The 18,235-nt window shown below is 70.0% G+C and carries 13 protein-coding genes; 7 read left to right on the forward strand and 6 right to left on the reverse strand.

Annotated elements, in window-relative coordinates; all coding sequences use genetic code 11:
* Window positions 1-617 precede the first annotated feature (617 nt).
* The 3 genes from HCK04_RS29215 to HCK04_RS29225 form a co-directional block, all read right to left on the reverse strand.
* Window positions 618-1,244, reverse strand: coding sequence for a methyltransferase domain-containing protein (locus HCK04_RS29215; RefSeq protein ID WP_142650594.1), 627 nt, complete (start codon window positions 1,242-1,244; stop codon window positions 618-620).
* Between the two features lie 316 nt (window positions 1,245-1,560).
* The gene (locus HCK04_RS29220) at window positions 1,561-3,030 is read right to left on the reverse strand and encodes a tetratricopeptide repeat protein (RefSeq protein WP_142650595.1); all 1,470 of its coding nucleotides are present in this window, start codon (window positions 3,028-3,030) and stop codon (window positions 1,561-1,563) included.
* Window positions 3,031-3,189: 159 nt separating this feature from the next.
* Entirely contained in the window at window positions 3,190-3,822 is a 633-nt protein-coding gene (locus tag HCK04_RS29225) for an NAD(P)H-binding protein (RefSeq protein WP_142650596.1), read from the reverse strand.
* A 52-nt stretch (window positions 3,823-3,874) separates the two neighbouring features.
* Here HCK04_RS29225 and HCK04_RS29230 point away from each other — a divergent pair, with 52 nt between their 5' ends.
* Window positions 3,875-4,366, forward strand: a complete 492-nt coding sequence (locus HCK04_RS29230; RefSeq protein ID WP_142650597.1) for a MarR family transcriptional regulator — start codon at window positions 3,875-3,877, stop codon at window positions 4,364-4,366.
* Here HCK04_RS29230 and HCK04_RS29235 read toward each other — a convergent pair.
* Window positions 4,363-5,553 (reverse strand): MFS transporter, encoded by a 1,191-nt coding sequence (locus tag HCK04_RS29235; RefSeq protein WP_142650598.1) that lies wholly within the window; start codon window positions 5,551-5,553, stop codon window positions 4,363-4,365. The two genes, HCK04_RS29230 and HCK04_RS29235, sit on opposite strands and share 4 nt — an antisense overlap.
* A gap of 755 nt (window positions 5,554-6,308) precedes the next feature.
* Between HCK04_RS29235 and HCK04_RS29240 the strand changes: the two genes are divergently transcribed.
* From HCK04_RS29240 to HCK04_RS41465, 5 genes are all read left to right on the forward strand, one after another.
* Window positions 6,309-7,001 (forward strand): phosphoribosylanthranilate isomerase, encoded by a 693-nt coding sequence (locus HCK04_RS29240; protein ID WP_142650599.1) that lies wholly within the window; start codon window positions 6,309-6,311, stop codon window positions 6,999-7,001.
* Window positions 6,998-7,849 (forward strand): uracil phosphoribosyltransferase, encoded by an 852-nt coding sequence (gene upp / locus HCK04_RS29245; RefSeq protein ID WP_185949055.1) that lies wholly within the window; start codon window positions 6,998-7,000, stop codon window positions 7,847-7,849. The genes HCK04_RS29240 and upp overlap by 4 nt, the downstream gene beginning before the upstream one ends.
* A 266-nt stretch (window positions 7,850-8,115) precedes the next feature.
* Window positions 8,116-12,189 (forward strand): amino acid adenylation domain-containing protein, encoded by a 4,074-nt coding sequence (locus tag HCK04_RS29250; RefSeq protein WP_142650600.1) that lies wholly within the window; start codon window positions 8,116-8,118, stop codon window positions 12,187-12,189.
* A 9-nt stretch (window positions 12,190-12,198) separates the two neighbouring features.
* On the forward strand, window positions 12,199-13,140 hold the full coding sequence (locus HCK04_RS29255; RefSeq protein WP_142650601.1) for a pseudouridine-5'-phosphate glycosidase: 942 nt from the start codon (window positions 12,199-12,201) through the stop codon (window positions 13,138-13,140).
* A 397-nt stretch (window positions 13,141-13,537) separates the two neighbouring features.
* Complete coding sequence (locus HCK04_RS41465; protein WP_205830856.1) at window positions 13,538-15,547, forward strand: adenylyl cyclase; 2,010 nt, start codon at window positions 13,538-13,540, stop codon at window positions 15,545-15,547.
* Between the two features lie 119 nt (window positions 15,548-15,666).
* On the opposite strand, the gene HCK04_RS29270 is transcribed toward HCK04_RS41465, so the two are convergent.
* Window positions 15,667-16,095, reverse strand: a complete 429-nt coding sequence (locus tag HCK04_RS29270; protein ID WP_142650602.1) for an SRPBCC family protein — start codon at window positions 16,093-16,095, stop codon at window positions 15,667-15,669.
* Between the two features lie 95 nt (window positions 16,096-16,190).
* Entirely contained in the window at window positions 16,191-16,862 is a 672-nt protein-coding gene (locus tag HCK04_RS29275) for a class F sortase (protein ID WP_142650603.1), read from the reverse strand.
* A 276-nt stretch (window positions 16,863-17,138) separates the two neighbouring features.
* Here HCK04_RS29275 and HCK04_RS29280 point away from each other — a divergent pair, with 276 nt between their 5' ends.
* Window positions 17,139-18,233, forward strand: coding sequence for a glycosyltransferase family 2 protein (locus HCK04_RS29280; RefSeq protein ID WP_205830857.1), 1,095 nt, complete (start codon window positions 17,139-17,141; stop codon window positions 18,231-18,233).
* Window positions 18,234-18,235 lie beyond the last annotated feature (2 nt).

Genomic DNA, 18,235 nt, shown 5'->3' on the forward strand with positions numbered 1-18,235 from the left:
ACTCGGCTCAACACACGGCGTATGGCCAACGGCCCGCCAGCTAGGCTCACCTGCAACGGCTGCCTCAAGCCTACCTCGAACACACCATCGAATCAAACCCTGACCTGGGCAAATATGGAGCCTCAGCCCAGCGAGGCAGTCCTCGATGCAACGTCCCGTCCAGAGACGGCTCGCAAAGCCTTCCGGGCTGTCGCCAGGGGCGTACGGTCCAGGTGCGCGGTCCGGAGGTGCAGGCCGGAAGGGTCAAGGGTCGCCGGCAACGCAGGCTCCGTGAAGGCTCACGAGGTCGCGCCCGGCACGAGGGGTGGGGCAGGGCGGCGTGGGCCAGCAGGGCGGGGCCGGGGAGCCTGGCACTGCGACGGCCGGAAGCGTTGTGCCCAAGACCGGGCCCCCGAATATACCGAGCTTGCGACTACTTTGCGTGAGGAGAGCGAGCGGGCCTCGTCAGGAACCGGAGGCGCCTGCCGGCGCGGGCTTCGCACGGATCGAAGGTTCATGCCGGCGCGGGCTCGGTGAGGACCGGAGGTTCCCTCCGACGCAATGACCGACACGGCCAAGGTCGCGGACCACCCCTCGCGACCGTCCTCGCGCGGGACCGCGGTCTCGCGGCGTTCGGGTCAGGGGCGGACGGCAAGCACCCGGAAGCTGATGCCGCGGGTCGCCCGCGTCACCAACTCGATCCTGAAACCGGCCTGCTGGAGGTAGGGCCGCGGATCGCGGGTGAGGTAGTCGGCCTGGAACCGTACCGACAGCGGCTCCAGCAGCCGCATCCCGGCCCGTATCACAGGGCTGCTCGACGGCCCGTGCTCGGCCAGCACGAACCGCCCGCCCGGCTTGAGCACGCGATAGGCCTCGCGGGCGGCGGCCAGCGGATCGGGGATGGTGCACATCGTGAACGTGGACACGACCGTGTCGGCCACCCCGTCGGGCAGGTCCAGGCGCTGTACGTCGCCCTGCCGCAGCTCCACCCGCTCGCCGAGGCCGGCCTGCGCCACGCGTCGCCGTGCCAGCTCCAGCATGCGCTCGGACAGCTCGATCCCGACGACCGTGGTGTCGGCGTCGTACAGCGGGAGGTTGAGCCCGGTGCCCACCGCGATCTCCACGACATGACCGCGCGCCTGCCTGACGGCCCACTCCCGGCTGCCCGGCAACAGGCGGCGCTCCCAAGTCAGCATCTGGCTGTCGTACCGATCCGCCAGCCGGTCGAACACCCGGCGTACGTCGGCATCCGTGAGCGCCCGCATCGACCGACCCTTCCGGAACGGGAGACTCCGCACATGGTGCCACGCCATCGGACGGCGGGCCACAGGCGCGGCCCCGTGCGCGTGGTGCCGTGCGTGCCGGGCCCGGGCGTGCGGGCGCGGGTCTGGCTCTGAGCGTGCGGGCCAGAGCGTTGCGGGGGCCGCGTGTGGAGCATTGCGTGCGGCCCCGTGCAGGTCCCGTGTGGCCTCACGCGCCGATTCCCATACTCGGCCCCATATGCGGCCCCCATGCGCGCGGTCCATACACGGCCACGCGTGTGCAGCCCCGGGGTTACGGGTCTGGGGTGCGCGGCCGGGGCTACCTCCGAGAGGTCAACCGGCCGCGGAACTCGGCGTTCGCGCTCTCGATCAGCCGGTTCATGTGCTCGATCTCGGCCGGGTCCGGTTTCCGGCGGAGCCGCACCTGGATCGCGAACTCGCCGTCCTCCACGGTCACGTCGAGGTCCTCAAGGAGGTCTGCCGGCAGCCTGGTGATGACGAACTCGCGGAACGCCTCGGCGATCGTGCCCTGGACGTCTCCGCAGCCGCAGGCGCGGCCCTGGACGATGGCGCCGAGGTGGCTGCGCCCCGTGATCGCGTCGGGGTGCGCGACGTCGAGCGTCGCCAGCCCGGCCTCTACCACCTGCCGTGCCTCGGCCAGTCGTTCCTCGTGCTGCAGGAACAGGCCGAGCGCGATCCGCGAGCGGCCGAGCATCTCGTGGTCGTGCCCGCGGTCGGCCTCGGCCACGGCGTCGCGCAGACGCCGCTCCGCCTCGTCCGTACGGCCCGAGGCCGACAGGGCCAGCCCCCAGTTGCGCAGGACCTGGGCACGCAGCTCGTGACGGCCGATGCGGTCCGCACGCGCCCACGCGTTCTCGAACGTCCGCAGCGCGGCGGCGGTGTCGCCGGCGTCCTCGTGCGCCATGGCGAGGCCGAGCGTCGCCATGAGCGCGTCCTCGGCCCGGCCCTGCCGGTCGTAGGAGGCGAGCACCTTCTCGATCGCCCACACCCGCCCTGCTTCGTCGCCGATGTCGTGGCCGGTGTTCGCCAGCTGCGACAGGGCGTTGAGCGTCGCCTGGTGATCGGGGCCGAGCCGCTCCTCCAGGGCGGCGACCAGGCTGGTGAGCACCGCCTTGCCGGTCGACGGGTCCTGGCCGGCCCGGTTCATCACGGTGAGCGCGATCTGCTCGACGATGCCGTCCGGCAAGTGCTCCAGATCCGCGAAGGCGGGTTCGCCGCCGCCGGAGACCACGATGATCTCCGCCCGCAACGCGAGCGCGGTGGCGACCCGTTCGTGGCCGCTCCGCCAGAACGTGCCGACCGCCTCTTCCACGATCTGACGGGCCTGGCCGACGTCACCACGTCGGAGCAGCACGTCGGCCAGGGGCTCCAGGGCATAGGCGTAACCAGGGTGCTCACGGCCGTAGAAGTCGCGCCGCTCCTGGACATTGCGCCGCAACTCGTCTTCGGCCTCGTCGAGCCGCCCGGCCATCGTCAGTACGGTGCCGAGGTTGAGCCGATAGGTGAGGTGGTCCTTGTACGCCTCTCGGTCACCCGCAGGCGGATAAGAGCAGGCGCTGCGATAGCAGTCCACCGCCCGGTCGACCTGACCGGAGCTGAACAGGAGGTTGCCGAGATCGCCCTGGGCCGACGCCCATTGCGGGCTCCCGTGGCCGTACCCGCGCTCGGCCTTCCCCAGTTCCCTCACCAGGAGCTGTTCCGCGTCGATGAGACGGCCCTCTTCCAGAAGACCGTACGCGATGTCGAGTGGGGACGGCGATCTTGACATGCGGGGAGTATAGAGACCGGATCCGACAGAAAGAGAACGGCCGGAAAGCGCGGGCTGACCGGCCGTTCGCGAGAGCGTCTTCGAGGCCTCGGGGCGAGTGTGCGACGGTGAGACGGGGTCTCGTGGTCGGTGCGCGGCGGTGTGACCAGGGCCGCGAGGTCAGTACGCGACGGTGAAACGGGTCCGGTGGTGGCGTGGGTGTTCGGCCTCGTCCAGGAGCGCCACCGCGAGGTCCTCCATCGAGATGCGGGACTCGCCGTCGGCGTCGACCACCAGCTCGTCGGCGCCCAGCCGATAGTGGCCGGTCCTCTCACCGGGGAGGAGCAGGTCGGCCGGGCTCAGGTAGGCCCAGTCGGCGGTGGTGTCGGCCCGGCAGGCCGCGAGCTGGCCGACGCACGCCGACGCGATCGGCAGCAGGAAGGACGGATAGCCCTCCCGGTCCATGAGGCGACCGCCGCCCTCGATGGTCAGGCTGCCCGCGCCTCCGACGAGCAGCAGGCGCGCGCCGGTCTTGGCGCACGCCGAGAGCAGGGTGGTGGCGACCGTGACGAGCTGGTGCTCCTCGCCGGGGGCCGGGCAGGTCGCGGTGATCACCAGGTCCTGTCCGGTGGTCAGCGCGATGGCGTCGTGCAGGTCGGTCGCGTCGCCGACCCGGGTACGCGCCTCTCCGGGCAGCCCGGCGAGCCGCACCGGGTTGCGGGCCGCCGCGGTCACCTCGTGTCCGCGGGACACGGCCTCGGCGACGACGCGCCTGCCCACGTTCCCGGTCGCCCCGAAGACTGTGATGCGCATGCCGCTACTTCCTCTCGATCTCGCGGGTGCCGCGGGCGGTACCCTGTGCGGTGTGCCGGATCATGTGGACCACGTCCTGCAGCAGTGGGCCGATGCCCGCCCTGACCTGGACGTTTCCCCGATGGCGGTCTTCGGCCGGCTGTCGCGGCTGACGCAGCTCGTCAACACCGAGCTGCGCCGTACGTTCGCCGGACACGACCTGGACCCCTCGTCGTTCGACGTCCTGGCCACCCTGCGCCGCGGCGGCCGGCAGACCCCGGCGGAGCTGATGCGCTCGGCCATGGTCACCTCGGGGGCGGTCACCCAGCGTCTCGATCGGCTGGAGGCGCGGGGCCTGGTGAGGCGTACGCCCAGTGACGTGGACGGCCGCGGTGTCCACGTGGACCTGACCGACGCCGGCCGCGAACTGATCGACCGGGCGCTGCCCGACCACGTGGACACCGAACGCCGCCTGCTCGCCGGGCTCACCTCCGCCCAGCGGGAGAACCTGGCCGAGATCCTCAGGCAACTGCTGATGTCGCTGGGCGACGAGAGAGCCTCCTAGACCCGCTTGGTGCCGGACACCACCAGCGAGGTCAGGACCACGAGCGCCGCCGCGACCCACAGCACGCCGGTCACGGCGACCACCCCGACGATGAGGCTGGCGAACAGCGCTCCCAGCGCGATCGCCAGGTTGAACATGCAGGTGTTGAGCCCGGTGGCGGCCTCGACGCCCTGCGGCGCGGCCTTGATGATCCAGGTCTGCACGCTGACCGGCAGGCCGCCGAACGCGAAGCCCCACGCGATCAGCAGGATCGACCCGGTGACCGCGTTGCCGCCGATGAGGGGGAACGCCGCCAGGATGACCGCGAGCGCGACGCTGACCACGACGATCGTGCCGCGGACGTTGCGGCCCGCCCACGCGCCGACGATGAGGTTGCCGGCCATCCCGGCCACGCCGTACGCCAGCAGCAGCGGGCCGATGAACGCGGCGCCGACGCCGGAGACGTCCTGGAGGATCGGGCTGACGAACGTGAAGGCGCCGTAGTGGCCGGACACCAGCAGGAAGGTGGCGACGACGCCGACCCGGACGGCGGGCACGCGCAGCTGCTCGGCCAGGGTGCGCAGCCGTACGGGCTCGGTCGCGGGCATCCGCGGCAGCAGCACGCCCAGCGCGATGACCAGCAGCAGAGCGACGGCGGCGACCGCGCCGAACGCGACGCGCCAGCCGGTGAGCTCGCCGACGAGCGTGCCGGCGGGGACGCCGATGACGTTGGCGGCCATGGCGCCGAAGAAGATCAGTGAGGTGGCCCTGGCGACGTGCGCCTCGGGGACCAGCCGCACGCCGAGGCCCGCGGCGAGCGCCCAGAACCCGCCGATGCTGACGCCCACGAACAGCCGGGCCACCATCAGCACGGCGTACGTGGGAGTCACGGCGGACACGACGTTGGCCACCAGCGCCAGCAGGATCAGGCCGAGCAGGACCACCCGCCGGTCGAGCCCGCGGATCGCCACGGGGAGCAGCGGCGCGGTGACGGCGGCGACCAGGCCCGACACGGTCACCATCAGGCCGACTTCGCCGTCGGAGACGTTCAGGCCGCCGCCGATGGCCGTGAGCAGGCCCATCGGCAGGTTCTCGACCGTCACCACCAGGAAGGTCCCCAGCGCGACGGCGATCACCGCGAGCCAGTTCTTGATGGGGACGCGATCCGGTTTGCCGGTCCCGGCGGAGACGGACTCGATGACTGTCATCTGGTTCCTCCTGTGCGCGTGGGCCCGGTCCGGGCAGGCGAAAGCGAACGTCGTGCGTCGGTTGCGTCGAGCGGTGGTGCCGATCGGCCCCGGCGACCGTGGACCAGTCGTGGATCAGTGGCAGGCAAATCGCTTAGCACTAAGAGACTTTACCTTAGCGCTAAGCGATTGGCCAGACGTGCGGCCTGCCGGGTCTGAGACGTGCAGGCCGCCGGGTGGTGCCCGAGTGGCATCCGGGCGGCGACCCGAGCGGTGTGGACGGGCGCGAGATCCGGCGATGGCGGTGCCCGAAGGTGGGGGAACCGTGCCGGCGAATCGTCCGGGAAATCGGTTGCTCGTGGTGCATTCTCACCACCGCCGTTTCTCGCGTGCGCCCGTCGGGGCATTCCGAAACGGAGGCTAGTTCCGCGTTTCCTGCCGGGTCAACGAGAGTCGTACGCGACTCGGGACGCGTCGTTTCTTTGTAGGGGTGGTAAGGGGTTGCGGCTCGTCTCTGTCGTGCTCTGCATGATGGACACCCGAAAAGTCCAGAGGTGTCCCGGATCGTCCTGACGTGCTGTGGGGCCGCTAGGGGTTGTGGGGAAAGCCCGCCGCGGCGAATTCTGAATGAGCCTCGCAGGCCGGAGTTATTCGCGCCGTAGCGAATTCCATCTCGTAGGGCCGCACTGTCGCGGGCTGCTCAATGCCATTGTTCGTGGCCGTTTGCAATTCGTTTCCGACCGAGGCCGCTCAGGCCGGTTCGAAAGGCGGGCAACATGCAGGGACTGATTCAGGTGGCGGGTGTCATCGACCAGGCCGAGGCGGACCTGATCCGCGAGGAGGGCGCGGACTGGCTCGGCTTCGCGTTGCGGCTGCCGGCGAAGAACGAGGACCTGACCGAGGAGGAGGCCGCGGCGATCGTCAAGGAGATCCAGCCCGAGCACCGGGGCGTCGTGATCACCTACCTGACCGACGCCGAGGAGATCAAGACCTTCTGCGCGGAGCTCGGCGTCACCGCGATCCAGTTGCACGGCGACGTCACGGGCGAGGAACTGCGGAAGCTGCGGCGCATCGCCCCCGAGCTGTTCGTGCTCAAGAGCCTCGTGGTCAAGAACGACAACCTCGACGAGCTGGCGGGGATCGTGGACGAGGCGGCCGAGTGGGTCGACATGTTCATCACCGACACCTTCAACCCGGCGACCGGTGCCAAGGGCGCCACCGGCCTGCTGCACGACTGGTCGATCAGCGCGGAGCTGGTCCGGATCTCGCCGAAGCCGCTGATGCTCGCCGGCGGGCTCAACCCGGACAACGTCGCCGCCGCGATCACCGAGGTCCGTCCGGCCGCGGTCGACGCGCACACCGGCCTTGAGGACCCGGTGACCCGCCGCAAGGACCGGCTCAAGGTGCGCAAGTTCGTCCAGGAGGCCCGCCGGGCGTTCGCCGCCCTGGAGGCGGGTGAGAAGGCATGACCATCACGGCGACGCAGGCGCCCGGCCCGGTGAGCAGCACCGTGGACGACACCTCGAACGGTGCGGTGGGCAGCACCGGGAACGGCGCGGTGAGCGGCACCGGGGGCAGCACCGTGGACGACACCTCGAACGGTGCGGTGGGCAGCACCGGGAACGGCGCGGTGAGCGGCACCGCGAATGGCCCCCTCACCGGCACCGTGCACGAGAACGTGCACCTGCTGCCGCAGACCAGGCAGCTGCGGGCGCTGCACACCGTCATCCGTGACCGGCACGCCGCCCTGGACCGTTTCGTCACCACCTCGGGCCGGATCATCCGCCAGCTCATCGAGACGGCCCTCGACCTCCTGCCGTACGAGCCGCTGGACGTGCAGACCCCGGTGGGGCGCACGTACCACGGCCTGCGGCCGGCCCGGCCGATCTGCGGGGTGCCCGTCGTGCGGGCCGGGGAGAGCATGGAGCACGAGCTGCGCGTGATGTCGCCGGGCGTGCGGATCGGCAAGATTCTGATCCAGCGCGACAAGGTGACGAAGCTGCCGCGGCTGTACTACTCCGCGCTGCCCGCGGACATCGACCGGCACAGCGTGCTGCTGCTGGACCCGATGCTCGCCACCGGCGGGACGGCGCTGGCCGCCGTCCAGGTGCTGCTCGACCACGGGGTCGCGGAAGACGACATCGTCTTCGTCGCCCTGCTGGCGGCGCCGGAGGGCATCGCCGCCGTCCACGCGCGCCACCCGAACCTGCGGATCGTGACCTCGGCCATCGAGGAACGGCTGAACGAGAACGCCTACATGATCCCCGGCATCGGCGATTTCGGCGACCGCTACTTCGGCACGGACGTCCCACGCTGACGTGCGCCCCTCCCGTCGGGGAGGGGCGCACGTCCCGCCGGCCCGGCGGCAGACCCGACCGGCCTGCGGCGCACCCCAGCAGCCCAGGCCGGTCACCCCCGCCGTGCAAGCCAAGTCGGCGCACCCCAGGCCGGCGCACTCCCAGGCCGGTCACCCAGCGACACAGCCCAGACCGGTCACCCCGTGGGGCAGCGCGGGAGACGGGTGACGGCGCGGAGGGCCGCGGTCTCTCAGTAATCCTTGTCCGCCCATCGCAGGGGGAGGAAATGATCACCACTCCAGCCGTTGAAGCGAGACGGGAACCACCGGAGGACGCCTGTCTTCCGGATCTGCTCGACGCTCAGGCCCGGTTGCGTCCGGGCGCCGTCGCGGTCGTCTGCGGAGAGCGGCGGCTGACCTTCCGCGAGCTCGCGGAGGGCGGCGCGGCTCTCGGCGGGCACCTGCGGGAGCTCGGTGTGGAGCTCGACGAATGCGTGGGGCTGTTCGTCGAGCCGTCGATCGACCTGATGGTCGGCGTCTGGGGAATCCTGCGGGCCGGCGGCGCCTATCTGCCGCTGTCCCCCGAATATCCCGAAGAGCGCCTCCGCTACATGATCGAGGACGCCGGCGTGCGGGTCGTCGTCACACAGGACGAGCTCGTGGATCGGCTGTCCGAGCTCGCGCCCCCGGGGACGCGGATCGTCACCCTGAAGGACGCGGAGACATCGGGACACGCCCGTCACCCGGGCCTGCGCCCGGGCAACCTGGCGTACGTCATCTACACCTCCGGCAGCACCGGCAAGCCGAAGGGCGTGATGATCGAGCACCGCAGCATCGTCAGCCAGATGCGGTGGCTGCGCGCCGCGTACGGGATCGACCAGACCAAGGTCATCGTGCAGAAGACGCCGATGAGCTTCGACGCGGCACAGTGGGAGATCCTCGCGCCGGTCTGCGGCTCCCTGGTCGTCGTGGGCCCGCCCGGGGTCTACCGGGACGCCGAGCGGCTGATCGACGTGATCAGGAGGCACGACGTCACCACGTTGCAGTGCGTCCCGACGCTGCTGACGGCGCTGCTCGACACCGAGGAGCTGCAGAGCTGCACCTCGCTCACGCAGGTCTTCACCGGAGGCGAGGTGCTGTCGAAGGGGCTGGCGACGACCTTCCTCGACACCATGCCCGGGTGTGCCCTGGTCAACCTGTACGGCCCCACCGAGTGCACGATCAACTCGTCGTCGTATGTCGTCGACCCGGCGGCCGTCGGCGAGGGCCCGAACGCGATCTCGATCGGCGCGCCGGTCGATCACACCGACTATCACATCCTCGATCCGGCCGGGGCGCCGGTGGCCGTCGGCGAGATCGGCGAGCTGTTCATCGGAGGCGTCCAGGTCGCCCGCGGCTACCTGCACCGGCCCGAGCTGACCGCCGAGCGGTTCGTGGACAACCCGCTCGGCGAGGGCAAGGTGTTCAGGACCGGCGACCTCGCGTACTGGAACGCCGACGGCACCGTCCAGTTCGTCGGCCGCGCGGACAACCAGGTCAAGCTGCGCGGATTCCGGGTCGAGCTGGACGAGATCAAGCTCGCCATCGAGACCCACGACTGGGTCAAGCACGCCGCGGTCATCGTCAAGAACGATCCGCGCACCGGCTTCCAGAACCTGATCGCCTGCGTCGAGCTGAACCCCAAGGAAGCGGCGCTGATGGACCAGGGCAACCACGGCGCCCACCACCAGTCCAAGGAGAGCCGGCTCCAGGTCAAGGCGCAGCTGTCCAATCCCGGGCTCAGGGACGCCGCGGAGCTCGCCGGCAGGCCGGTGATCGACCTGCCGGGCAAGCAGGCGACCGCGCGGCAACGCGCGCTGGCGTTCGCGCGCAAGACCTACCGGTTCTACGAGGGCGGCGAAGTCGGCCGGGGCGACATCCTGAAGCTGCTGGCCAGGAGGCCCGAGGGCGCGCGGTCCCGCGGCCTCGACACCGTCGGCCTCGACACCCTGGGCGAGATCCTGCGTTACTTCGGCCAGCACCACAGCGAGGAACGCCTGCTGCCGAAGTACGCGTACGCCTCGCCGGGCGCGCTGTACGCGACCCAGCTCTACCTGGAGATCGACGGGATCGGCGACCTCCGGCCCGGCTTCTATTACCACCACCCGGTGGACCACCGGCTCGTGCTGATCGCGCCTGCCGCCGGGGGAGCGCGACCGCGCGTGAAGCTGCACTTCGTCGGCAAGAAGCGGGCGATCGAGCCGGTCTACAAGAACAACATCCGCGAGGTGCTGGAGATCGAGACCGGCCACATGGTCGGCCTGTTCGAGGAGGTGCTGCCGGAGTACGGCCTGGACATCAGGCCCCTGGAGTACGCCCCGGCCACGATCGACCACCTCGACTGCGCCGCCGAGGACTACTACCTCGGCACGTTCGAGCTGGTGCCGTACGGCGGGCCGCGCCGGGACGAGGTCGACCTCTACGTCCAGGCGCATCCCGGGAAGATCGCCGACCTGCGGGCGGGTCAGTACGCCTACGAGAACGGGCGGCTGCGGCTCATCTCCGACGAGCTCATCCTGAAGAAGCAGGTCATCGCGATCAACCAGGCGGTGTACGACCGGTCGAGCCTCGGCATCTCGGTGATCAGCAGGAACAGCGAGGAGTGGCTGCACTACATCGACCTGGGGCGCACGCTGCAACGGCTGTCGATGAACGACGTGAACCTCGGGTTCATGTCGTCCGGATACAGCTCCAAGTCGGGCTTCGACCTGCCGTCCGCGCGCCGGATCGACGACATCCTCCGCTCCAACGGCCGGCCCACCGGCCCGTCGTACTTCTTCATCGGCGGCCGGGTGAGCGACGAGCAGCGGCTGAGCGAGGGGATGAAGGAGGACTCGGTCCACATGAAGGGACCGGCGGAGATGATCAGGGACGACCTGATCAACTTCCTGCCGGACTACATGATCCCCAACAAGGTCGTCGTGCTCGACCGGCTGCCGTTCACGGCCAACGGGAAGATCGACGTCAGGGCGCTGGCCGAGTCCGCGGCGACGGACGTGGACAACGCCGACCGGCCGTACGTCGCGCCGCGGACCATCACCGAGCGCCGCATCGCCGAGCTGTGGAAGAAGGCGATGAAGCGGGAGACCGTCTCGGTGGAGGACGACTTCTTCGCCTCGGGCGGCAACTCGCTCATCGCCGTCGGGCTGATCAACAAGATCAACCGGGAGTTCTGCGGCTCGCTGCCCCTCCAGGTGCTGTTCGAGTGCCCCACGATCGAAAAGCTCGCCCGGCGGCTCGACGGCACCGGCGCGGAGGCGTGCTCCCGGCTCGTGCCGCTGCAGCGGGAGGGCTCCGAGCGGCCCATCTACTGCTGGCCCGGCCTCGGCGGCTACACGATGAACCTGCGCACGCTGGCCGCCAGGATGGGCACCGCCCAGCCCTTCTACGGGATCCAGGCGTACGGGATCAACCCCGAGGAGGTGCCGTACGCGACCATCGGCGAGATGGCGGCCGAGGACGTCAAGGCCATCCGCCGGCTCCAGCCGTCCGGGCCTTACACGCTGTGGGGCTACTCGTTCGGCGCGCGGGTCGCGTTCGAGGCCGCCTACCAGCTCGAACAGGCCGGCGAGCGGGTGGAGCACCTGTTCCTGATCGCGCCCGGCTCGCCGAAGGTCCACACGGCGGGCACGGCCGAGCACGAGCGCGAGGCCGGCTTCGGCAACAAGGCGTACGTCACGATCCTGTTCTCGGTCTTCGCCGGCACGATCACCGGGCCGCTGCTGGAACGCTGCCTGGCCGAGGCCGTGGACGAGGAGAGCTTCGCCGCCTTCATCCACCGCAACTTCCCCGACCTCGACATCGACCTCGTACGCCGGATCATGCGGGTGGTGGGCGAGACCTTCGAGTTCAGCTACACCTTCCGCGAGCTGGCCCGGCGGCGGATCGACGCGCCGATCACCATCTTCAAGGCCAGGGGCGACGACTACTCGTTCCTGGAGAACAGCAACGGCTACTCGGCGGCGCCTCCGGTCGTCGTCGACCTGGAAGCCGACCACTACGGCCTGCTCAAGGAACCGGACATCGACGAGCTGGTCGAAGCCATCAGGGATCGTCTCGGGACGCACAGTAAGGAGATCGTCATGCCGCACGTCAGCATCAAGCACTTCCCCGTCCCCCTCACCGAGCAGCAGCACTCCGACCTGGTCGCCGCGGTGACCAAGGCGATGACGAGCGCCTTCGGCTGCGAGGAGGGCTCGGTGTCGATCATTCTGGAGCCGGTCGCGAAGGAGCTGTGGGACGAGAAGGTCTACATCCCCGAGATCCTCAACCAGAAGCACAAGCTGAACAAGCTGCCGAACTACGGCCCGGCCGCGAACTGAGAGGCGACGATGACCCGCGAGCATGGGCGCGTCCCGCTGGTGTTCAGCGAGGAGGTCGCGGACGCACTCGCAGAAAGACGCCCGGTGGTGGCGCTGGAGTCGAACGTCATCACCCACGGCCTGGCCTACCCGGACAACGCCGCGACCGCACGCAAGGTCGAGGACGCCGTCCGCGCGGGCGGCTCGGTCCCGGCCACGATCTGCGTCGAAGGCGGGCGGATCAAGGTCGGCATGACCGACGAGGACGTCGAGCGGTTCGCCTCGACGCCCGGCATCCCCAAGGTCAGCAGCCGGGACCTGCCGGTGATCCTGGCCCAGGGCGGGCTCGGCGCGCTGACCGTGGCCAGCTCGGTGGTGGCGGCCGAGCTGGCCGGCATCCCGTTCTTCTCGTCGGCCGGCATCGGCGGCGTGCACCGGGGTGCGGAGAAGACGATGGACATCTCCTCCGACCTCATCCAGTTCACCCGGTCGAAGGTGGCCGTCGTCTGCGCCGGGGCCAAGAGCATCCTCGACCTCAACCTGACGATGGAGTTCCTGGAGACCCACTGCGTGCCGGTGGTGTCGTACCGGTCGGACGACTTCCCCGCGTTCTACTGCGTCTCCAGCGGCATCCGCAGTCCGCAGCGGCTGGACGACGAACGGGTGATCGCACGGGCGGTGGAGAACCACTGGGCGCTGGGCAACCACAGCTCGTTCCTGATCACGACGCCGGTGCGGGAGGAGGACGCGATCGACGCCTCCGAGGTGGACGCCGCCATCGCCGGCGCGATGGCCGCCGCCGAGCGGGACGGCGTACGCGGCAACGCGATCACGAAATATCTGATGCGTGCCGTGGACGTGGCCACCGAGGGCCGGTCGTCGCGGGCGAACATGGCCGTGCTCGTCAGCACGGCCGAGGTCGGCGGCCGTCTGGCCGCGGCGCACGCGCGGTATCTCGCGGAGATCGCCTGATCCGGGGAAAGCCCGATCAGGGACCGTCTGATCGGGGACCGCCTGATCAGAGATCGCCCGACCAGAGACCGCTTCATCCGAGATCGCCTGGTCCGAGCGCGGAACCGCCCCGGAGCCCGTCCGCTCCGGGGCGGTTCCGCATGCCGAAGGACAAATCCCGCGGAAAATCAAGGGATAGCGTCGGGACCGTTCCGCGCGGTACAAACGTGCCACACATTTTTCGGGCCTTGAATCAAGAAGGTCTCGTGAGAGAGCGCTCTCTCGGCTGCGGCACGCAGCGGAAAGGACGAACCGTATGACGACCCAGACTCATGACTCTGGGACTCCCGGCGCCGATAGTCCCACAAGGCGGCGTTCCTGCCGCCGCCTCATCGGCCGGGCGTTCACGTTCGGTCTCGTGCTGACGACCGCCGTCGTGACGGCGGGAGCGACGGCCGCCGCCGCCGCACCGGACCACGGCCCCGCCGCACCGGACCACGGCCCCGGCGCCCCCGCCGTCCCGGGTGGTCCCGGTGGTCCCGGCGGCCCCGGGGGCCCCGGGGGCCCCGGGGGCCCGGGTGGCCCCGGCGATCACGGAGGAGTGCCCGACCTCGGGCCCGGCGTCACCGTCTTCGACCCGAGCATGCCGGTCGACCAGATCCAGGCGACCCTCGACGCGGCGCACGCGGCGCAGGTCGACAACGAGATGGGCACCGAGCGGCACGCCTATCTCTTCAAGCCCGGCACGTATGGCACCGCCGAGCATCCGCTGCAGATCAAGGTCGGCTACTACACCGAGATCGCCGGTCTCGGCGCCTCGCCCACCGACGTCGTCATCAACGGCAAGGTCGAGGTCTACAACCGCTGCCTGGAGAACAACGGCACCGGCAACTGCCTCGCGCTCGTCAACTTCTGGCGCACGCTGTCGAACCTGTCGATCGACATCAACGCCGCGGGTCAGGACGGCTGCCGCCAGTCGGCGAACTTCTGGGCCGTCTCCCAGGCGGTCTCCATGCGCCGCCTCAACGTCACCGGCGGCACCCTGTCGCTGATGGACTACTGCACCGCCGGCCCGCAGTACGCCAGCGGCGGCTTCATCGCCGACTCCCGCCTGCCGTCCGTCACCAACGGTTCCCAGCAGCAGTGGCTGACCCGCAACACCGAGGTCGCCGGGTGGTCCAACGCGGTGTGGAACCAGGTCTTCTCGGGCGTCGTCGGCGCGCCGGACGAGTCGGGCTTCCCCGACCCGCCCTACACCACGCTGGAGAACACCCCCGTCAGCCGTGAGAAGCCCTACCTGTTCACCGACGCGCAGGGCAGGCTCAACGTCCGCGTGCCCGCCGCCAGGAAGAACACGCGCGGCATCTCGTGGGCGGACGGCATGACGCCGGGCCGTACGGTGCCGCTGTCGGACTTCTACGTCGCGAAGCCGTCCGACTCGGTGCAGGCGATCAACAGCCAGCTCGCGCGCGGCAAGAACCTGCTGCTCACGCCCGGCGTGTACGACATCGCGAAGAGCATCGAGGTCAAGCGGCCCGACACCGTGGTCCTCGGCCTCGGGCACGCCACTCTCACCGCCTCGCACGGCGCGACCGCGCTCGACATCGCCGACGTTCCCGGCGTGATCGTCGCGGGCGTCACCGTCGACGCGGGTCTGCAGAAGTCCCCCGTCTTGCTGCGGGTGGGCAAGGAGCACGGCGGGCCGGCTGGCGCTGGGCCTGCTGGTGGACCCGCTGGTGGGCCCGCTGGTGGGCCCGCTGGTGGACCTGCGGGTGGTGGGCCCGGTGGCGGCCACGGGAGCTCGCCGGACAACCCGACGACCCTGTCCGACGTGTACTTCCGGGTCGGCGGCCCGCACGTCGGCAAGACCGAGACCGCTCTCGAGGTCAACAGCGACAACGTGCTCATCGACCACACCTGGGTGTGGCGCGGCGACCACGGCGTCGAGGGCTTCACCGACACGCAGCGCTGGAACACCAACATCGGCCGCTACGGCGTCGTCGTCAACGGCGACCACGTGACGGCGACCGGCCTGTTCGTCGAGCACTTCCAGCGCTACAACACCGTCTGGAACGGCGAGGACGGCACGACGATCCTCTACCAGAACGAGCTGCCGTACGACCCGCCGACGCAGGCCGACTGGATGAACGGATCCGTGGAGGGCTACGCCGGTTACAAGGTCGGCGACCGCGTGAAGAGGCACAACCTCTACGGCGCGGGCGTCTACGTCTTCAACCAGAACAACCCGGAGATCCACACCGAGAACGGCTTCGAGGTGCCGCAGACCCCGGGCGTGAAGCTGCACCACATCATGACGGTCAACCTCAGCGCCGGGACGATCGACCACGTCGTCAACGGCGTCGGCGACGCGGCCGACACGACCAAGGTCGGCGCGCCGGTGTTCGTCACGGACTACCCGGCCCCGTAGTCACCCGCGTGGGCCGGAGCCCGAGGTCACGTCCCCGGACCCCGGCCCATCGCTCACTCGCTCACCAGGACCCGCGGTGATGAGTCCTTCAGCTTCTCGCGGGCCTGGACGCGCTTGCCTCACACGCCCGCGCCGGACTCGCAGCGTCGTTTGAGGCTCTCCGCCTCCGTGCGTACGAACCTTCGGGTGCGGCCGCCGGCCAGCAGGCTCACCAGCGGCGACAGCGGTCCTGACTGGTCGATCCCGAGCCGGACCGACACCCCGTTCTCGCGGGGCGTGAGCACGTGCGTCCCGACCGTGGTCACGCCCCCGCCGGTCGCCTGCCAGGTGAAGGAGGCGCCGTCGGTGAACTCGGTCACCTGCCAGACCATCGGGGGAAGCCCCGGCTGTTTGATCCGGAACCGGCCGCCGATGCCGAGCGGGCCGTCGCCGAGGGGCTCGATCGCGGTCATGGTGGGGGTGAACTCGGGCCATCGGGTGACGTCCGTCATGACCCGCCAGACCCGCTCCGCTGCGGCGTCGATGTCGACGCCGGTCTCGAACCGCATGCCCGCCACTTCCTCTCATCCCGATGCCGATCGGCCCGGCGGCTCTGCGAAGGCCGCGGACACCCTCATGATGCTGCAGGGGTCCCTGCGGCTGATCAACGGGGGAGGGCGGCGCCGCCCAGGTCCCGGCCGGCGACGAGGTGGGCGTAGACGATGACGTTGTCGCGGTAGTGGCCGCCGGCCGTGTCGAACGCGCCGCCACAGGTGATGAGGCGCAGGCCGGGGAACTTCACCATTCCGTAGACCCTGCGGGTGGGGAAGCGGTCCTTCGGCACGCTCTCCAGGGAATCCACCTCGAAGATCGCCTGGGTGCGGTCCTTCCTGGAGATCCTCACCGTGTCGCCCGGCCGCAGGTCTCCGAGCCGGAAGAAGACGCCAGGTCCCTTCTTCGAGTCGACGTGACCGGCGATGACCGCGGGGCCGGGTGACCCGGGCGAGGGGCCGAGGCGGTACCACCCCGCCTCGTCGACCCTGTCGAGAGGCGGGACCTCCAGCGTCCCGTCCGGATTCTTGCCCAGCGTCATCAGCGTGGTCCGTACCCCGATCTTCGGAATCTCCAGCATGACCGGGGGCGACGACGCGAGGGCGTGCGCGGTGGCCTTCGGATGCGCCCGAGGGGTGGAGACGCTGACGGGAGGGCTGGGCGGCGTCGCCTGACGGTCGCCGGAACGCCCGGCGGCCACCGTGACGGCCACCGGGACTGCCACCGTGACGGCGACTGCGACTGCGGACAGGCCCAGGAGGACGGCGACAGCAGCCCTGCCCATTTCATCACCGTTTCCATACTGAGACCTTCCGGGACATCATATGTCGCTTTCATGACAAGCAGGCACTCCCGTCACGCGTGTAACCTTCTGGAAGTTGTTGCCTAAATATGGCTGTTTGCGGTGATCTGGACGGTTTGAGTGGTTCAGTCGGAAAATTTGACCGGGCCGCCGGAGATCGGGCGCGGCCACGTCCCCGATGCCGGGCATTCCGGACCCGCGGCCACGCCGGTTCGTCCGAGCATCCTCGCCGCGGCCCGTGGGGGCCGGCGCCGGGCCGTGAAGGGCGCCGACGGCAAGCGGGACCTTCCTGAGGTCGACCCCTCGCGCATGCACGTCACCGTGCTGGTCCCGGCGCACGACGAAGAGGACCAGATCGCCGAAACGATCACGTCCCTGCACGGCCAGCGGCGCAGGCCCAACCGCGTCATCGTGATCGCGGACAACTGCACCGACAGGACCGCGGACATCGCACGCGCGCACGGCGCCGAGGTGATCGAGACGGTCGGCAACCGCCACAAGAAGGCGGGCGCGCTCAACCAGGTGCTCAAGGCTCTGCTGCCCGAGATGGGGTCTCGGCATGCCGTACTGGTCATGGACGCGGACTCGGCGCTCGACCCCGGTTTCATCGAGCACGCCGTCCTCCGCCTGGCCACCGGCGAACTGGCCGCGGTGGGGGGCACCTTCACCGGCAAGCCGGGCGGCGGCCTGGTGGGCATGTTCCAGCGCAACGAGTACGCGCGCTACGCCCGCGACGTGCGACGGTTGCGGGGAAAGGCGCTGGTGCTCACCGGGACGGCGACGCTGTTTCGCGCGCTCGCGCTCAAGGAGGTCGTCAGGGCCCGCCGCAGTGGTCGTCTCCCCGGTCGCGACCAGGTGTACGACGTGCGCGTGCTGACCGAGGACAACGAGCTCACCCTGGCGCTGCTGCACCTGGACTTCCGCATCCTGTGCCCTGCGGAGTGCACGCTCACGACCGAGGTCATGGAGACCTGGAGGGACCTGTTCAAGCAGCGGCTGCGGTGGAAGCGAGGGGCGCTGGAGAACCTCACCGACTACGGCTGGACGCGGATCACGTTGCCCTACTGGGGGCGCCAGCTCCTGTCGTTGATCGGAATCATCGTGATCTTCGCGTACCTGGGCGCCACGGCCTGGTCGATCGCGGTCACGGGCGCACTCGCCTTACATCCGCTCTGGGTGGCGGTCACGGGCGTCTTCATGGTCGAGCGGGTCGTGACCGTGCGGAGCAGGGGCGGCGTACAGATGGCTCTCGCCGCCCTGCTCGTCGTCGAAATGATCTTCGATGTCTTCTTGCAGATCGCACAGGCGAAAGCCTTCTGGGACGCCGCATGGCGTCGGGAAAGGAAATGGTGATT

The organism is Microbispora sp. CL1-1, assembly GCF_012034195.1.
Taxonomy (GTDB): domain Bacteria; phylum Actinomycetota; class Actinomycetes; order Streptosporangiales; family Streptosporangiaceae; genus Microbispora.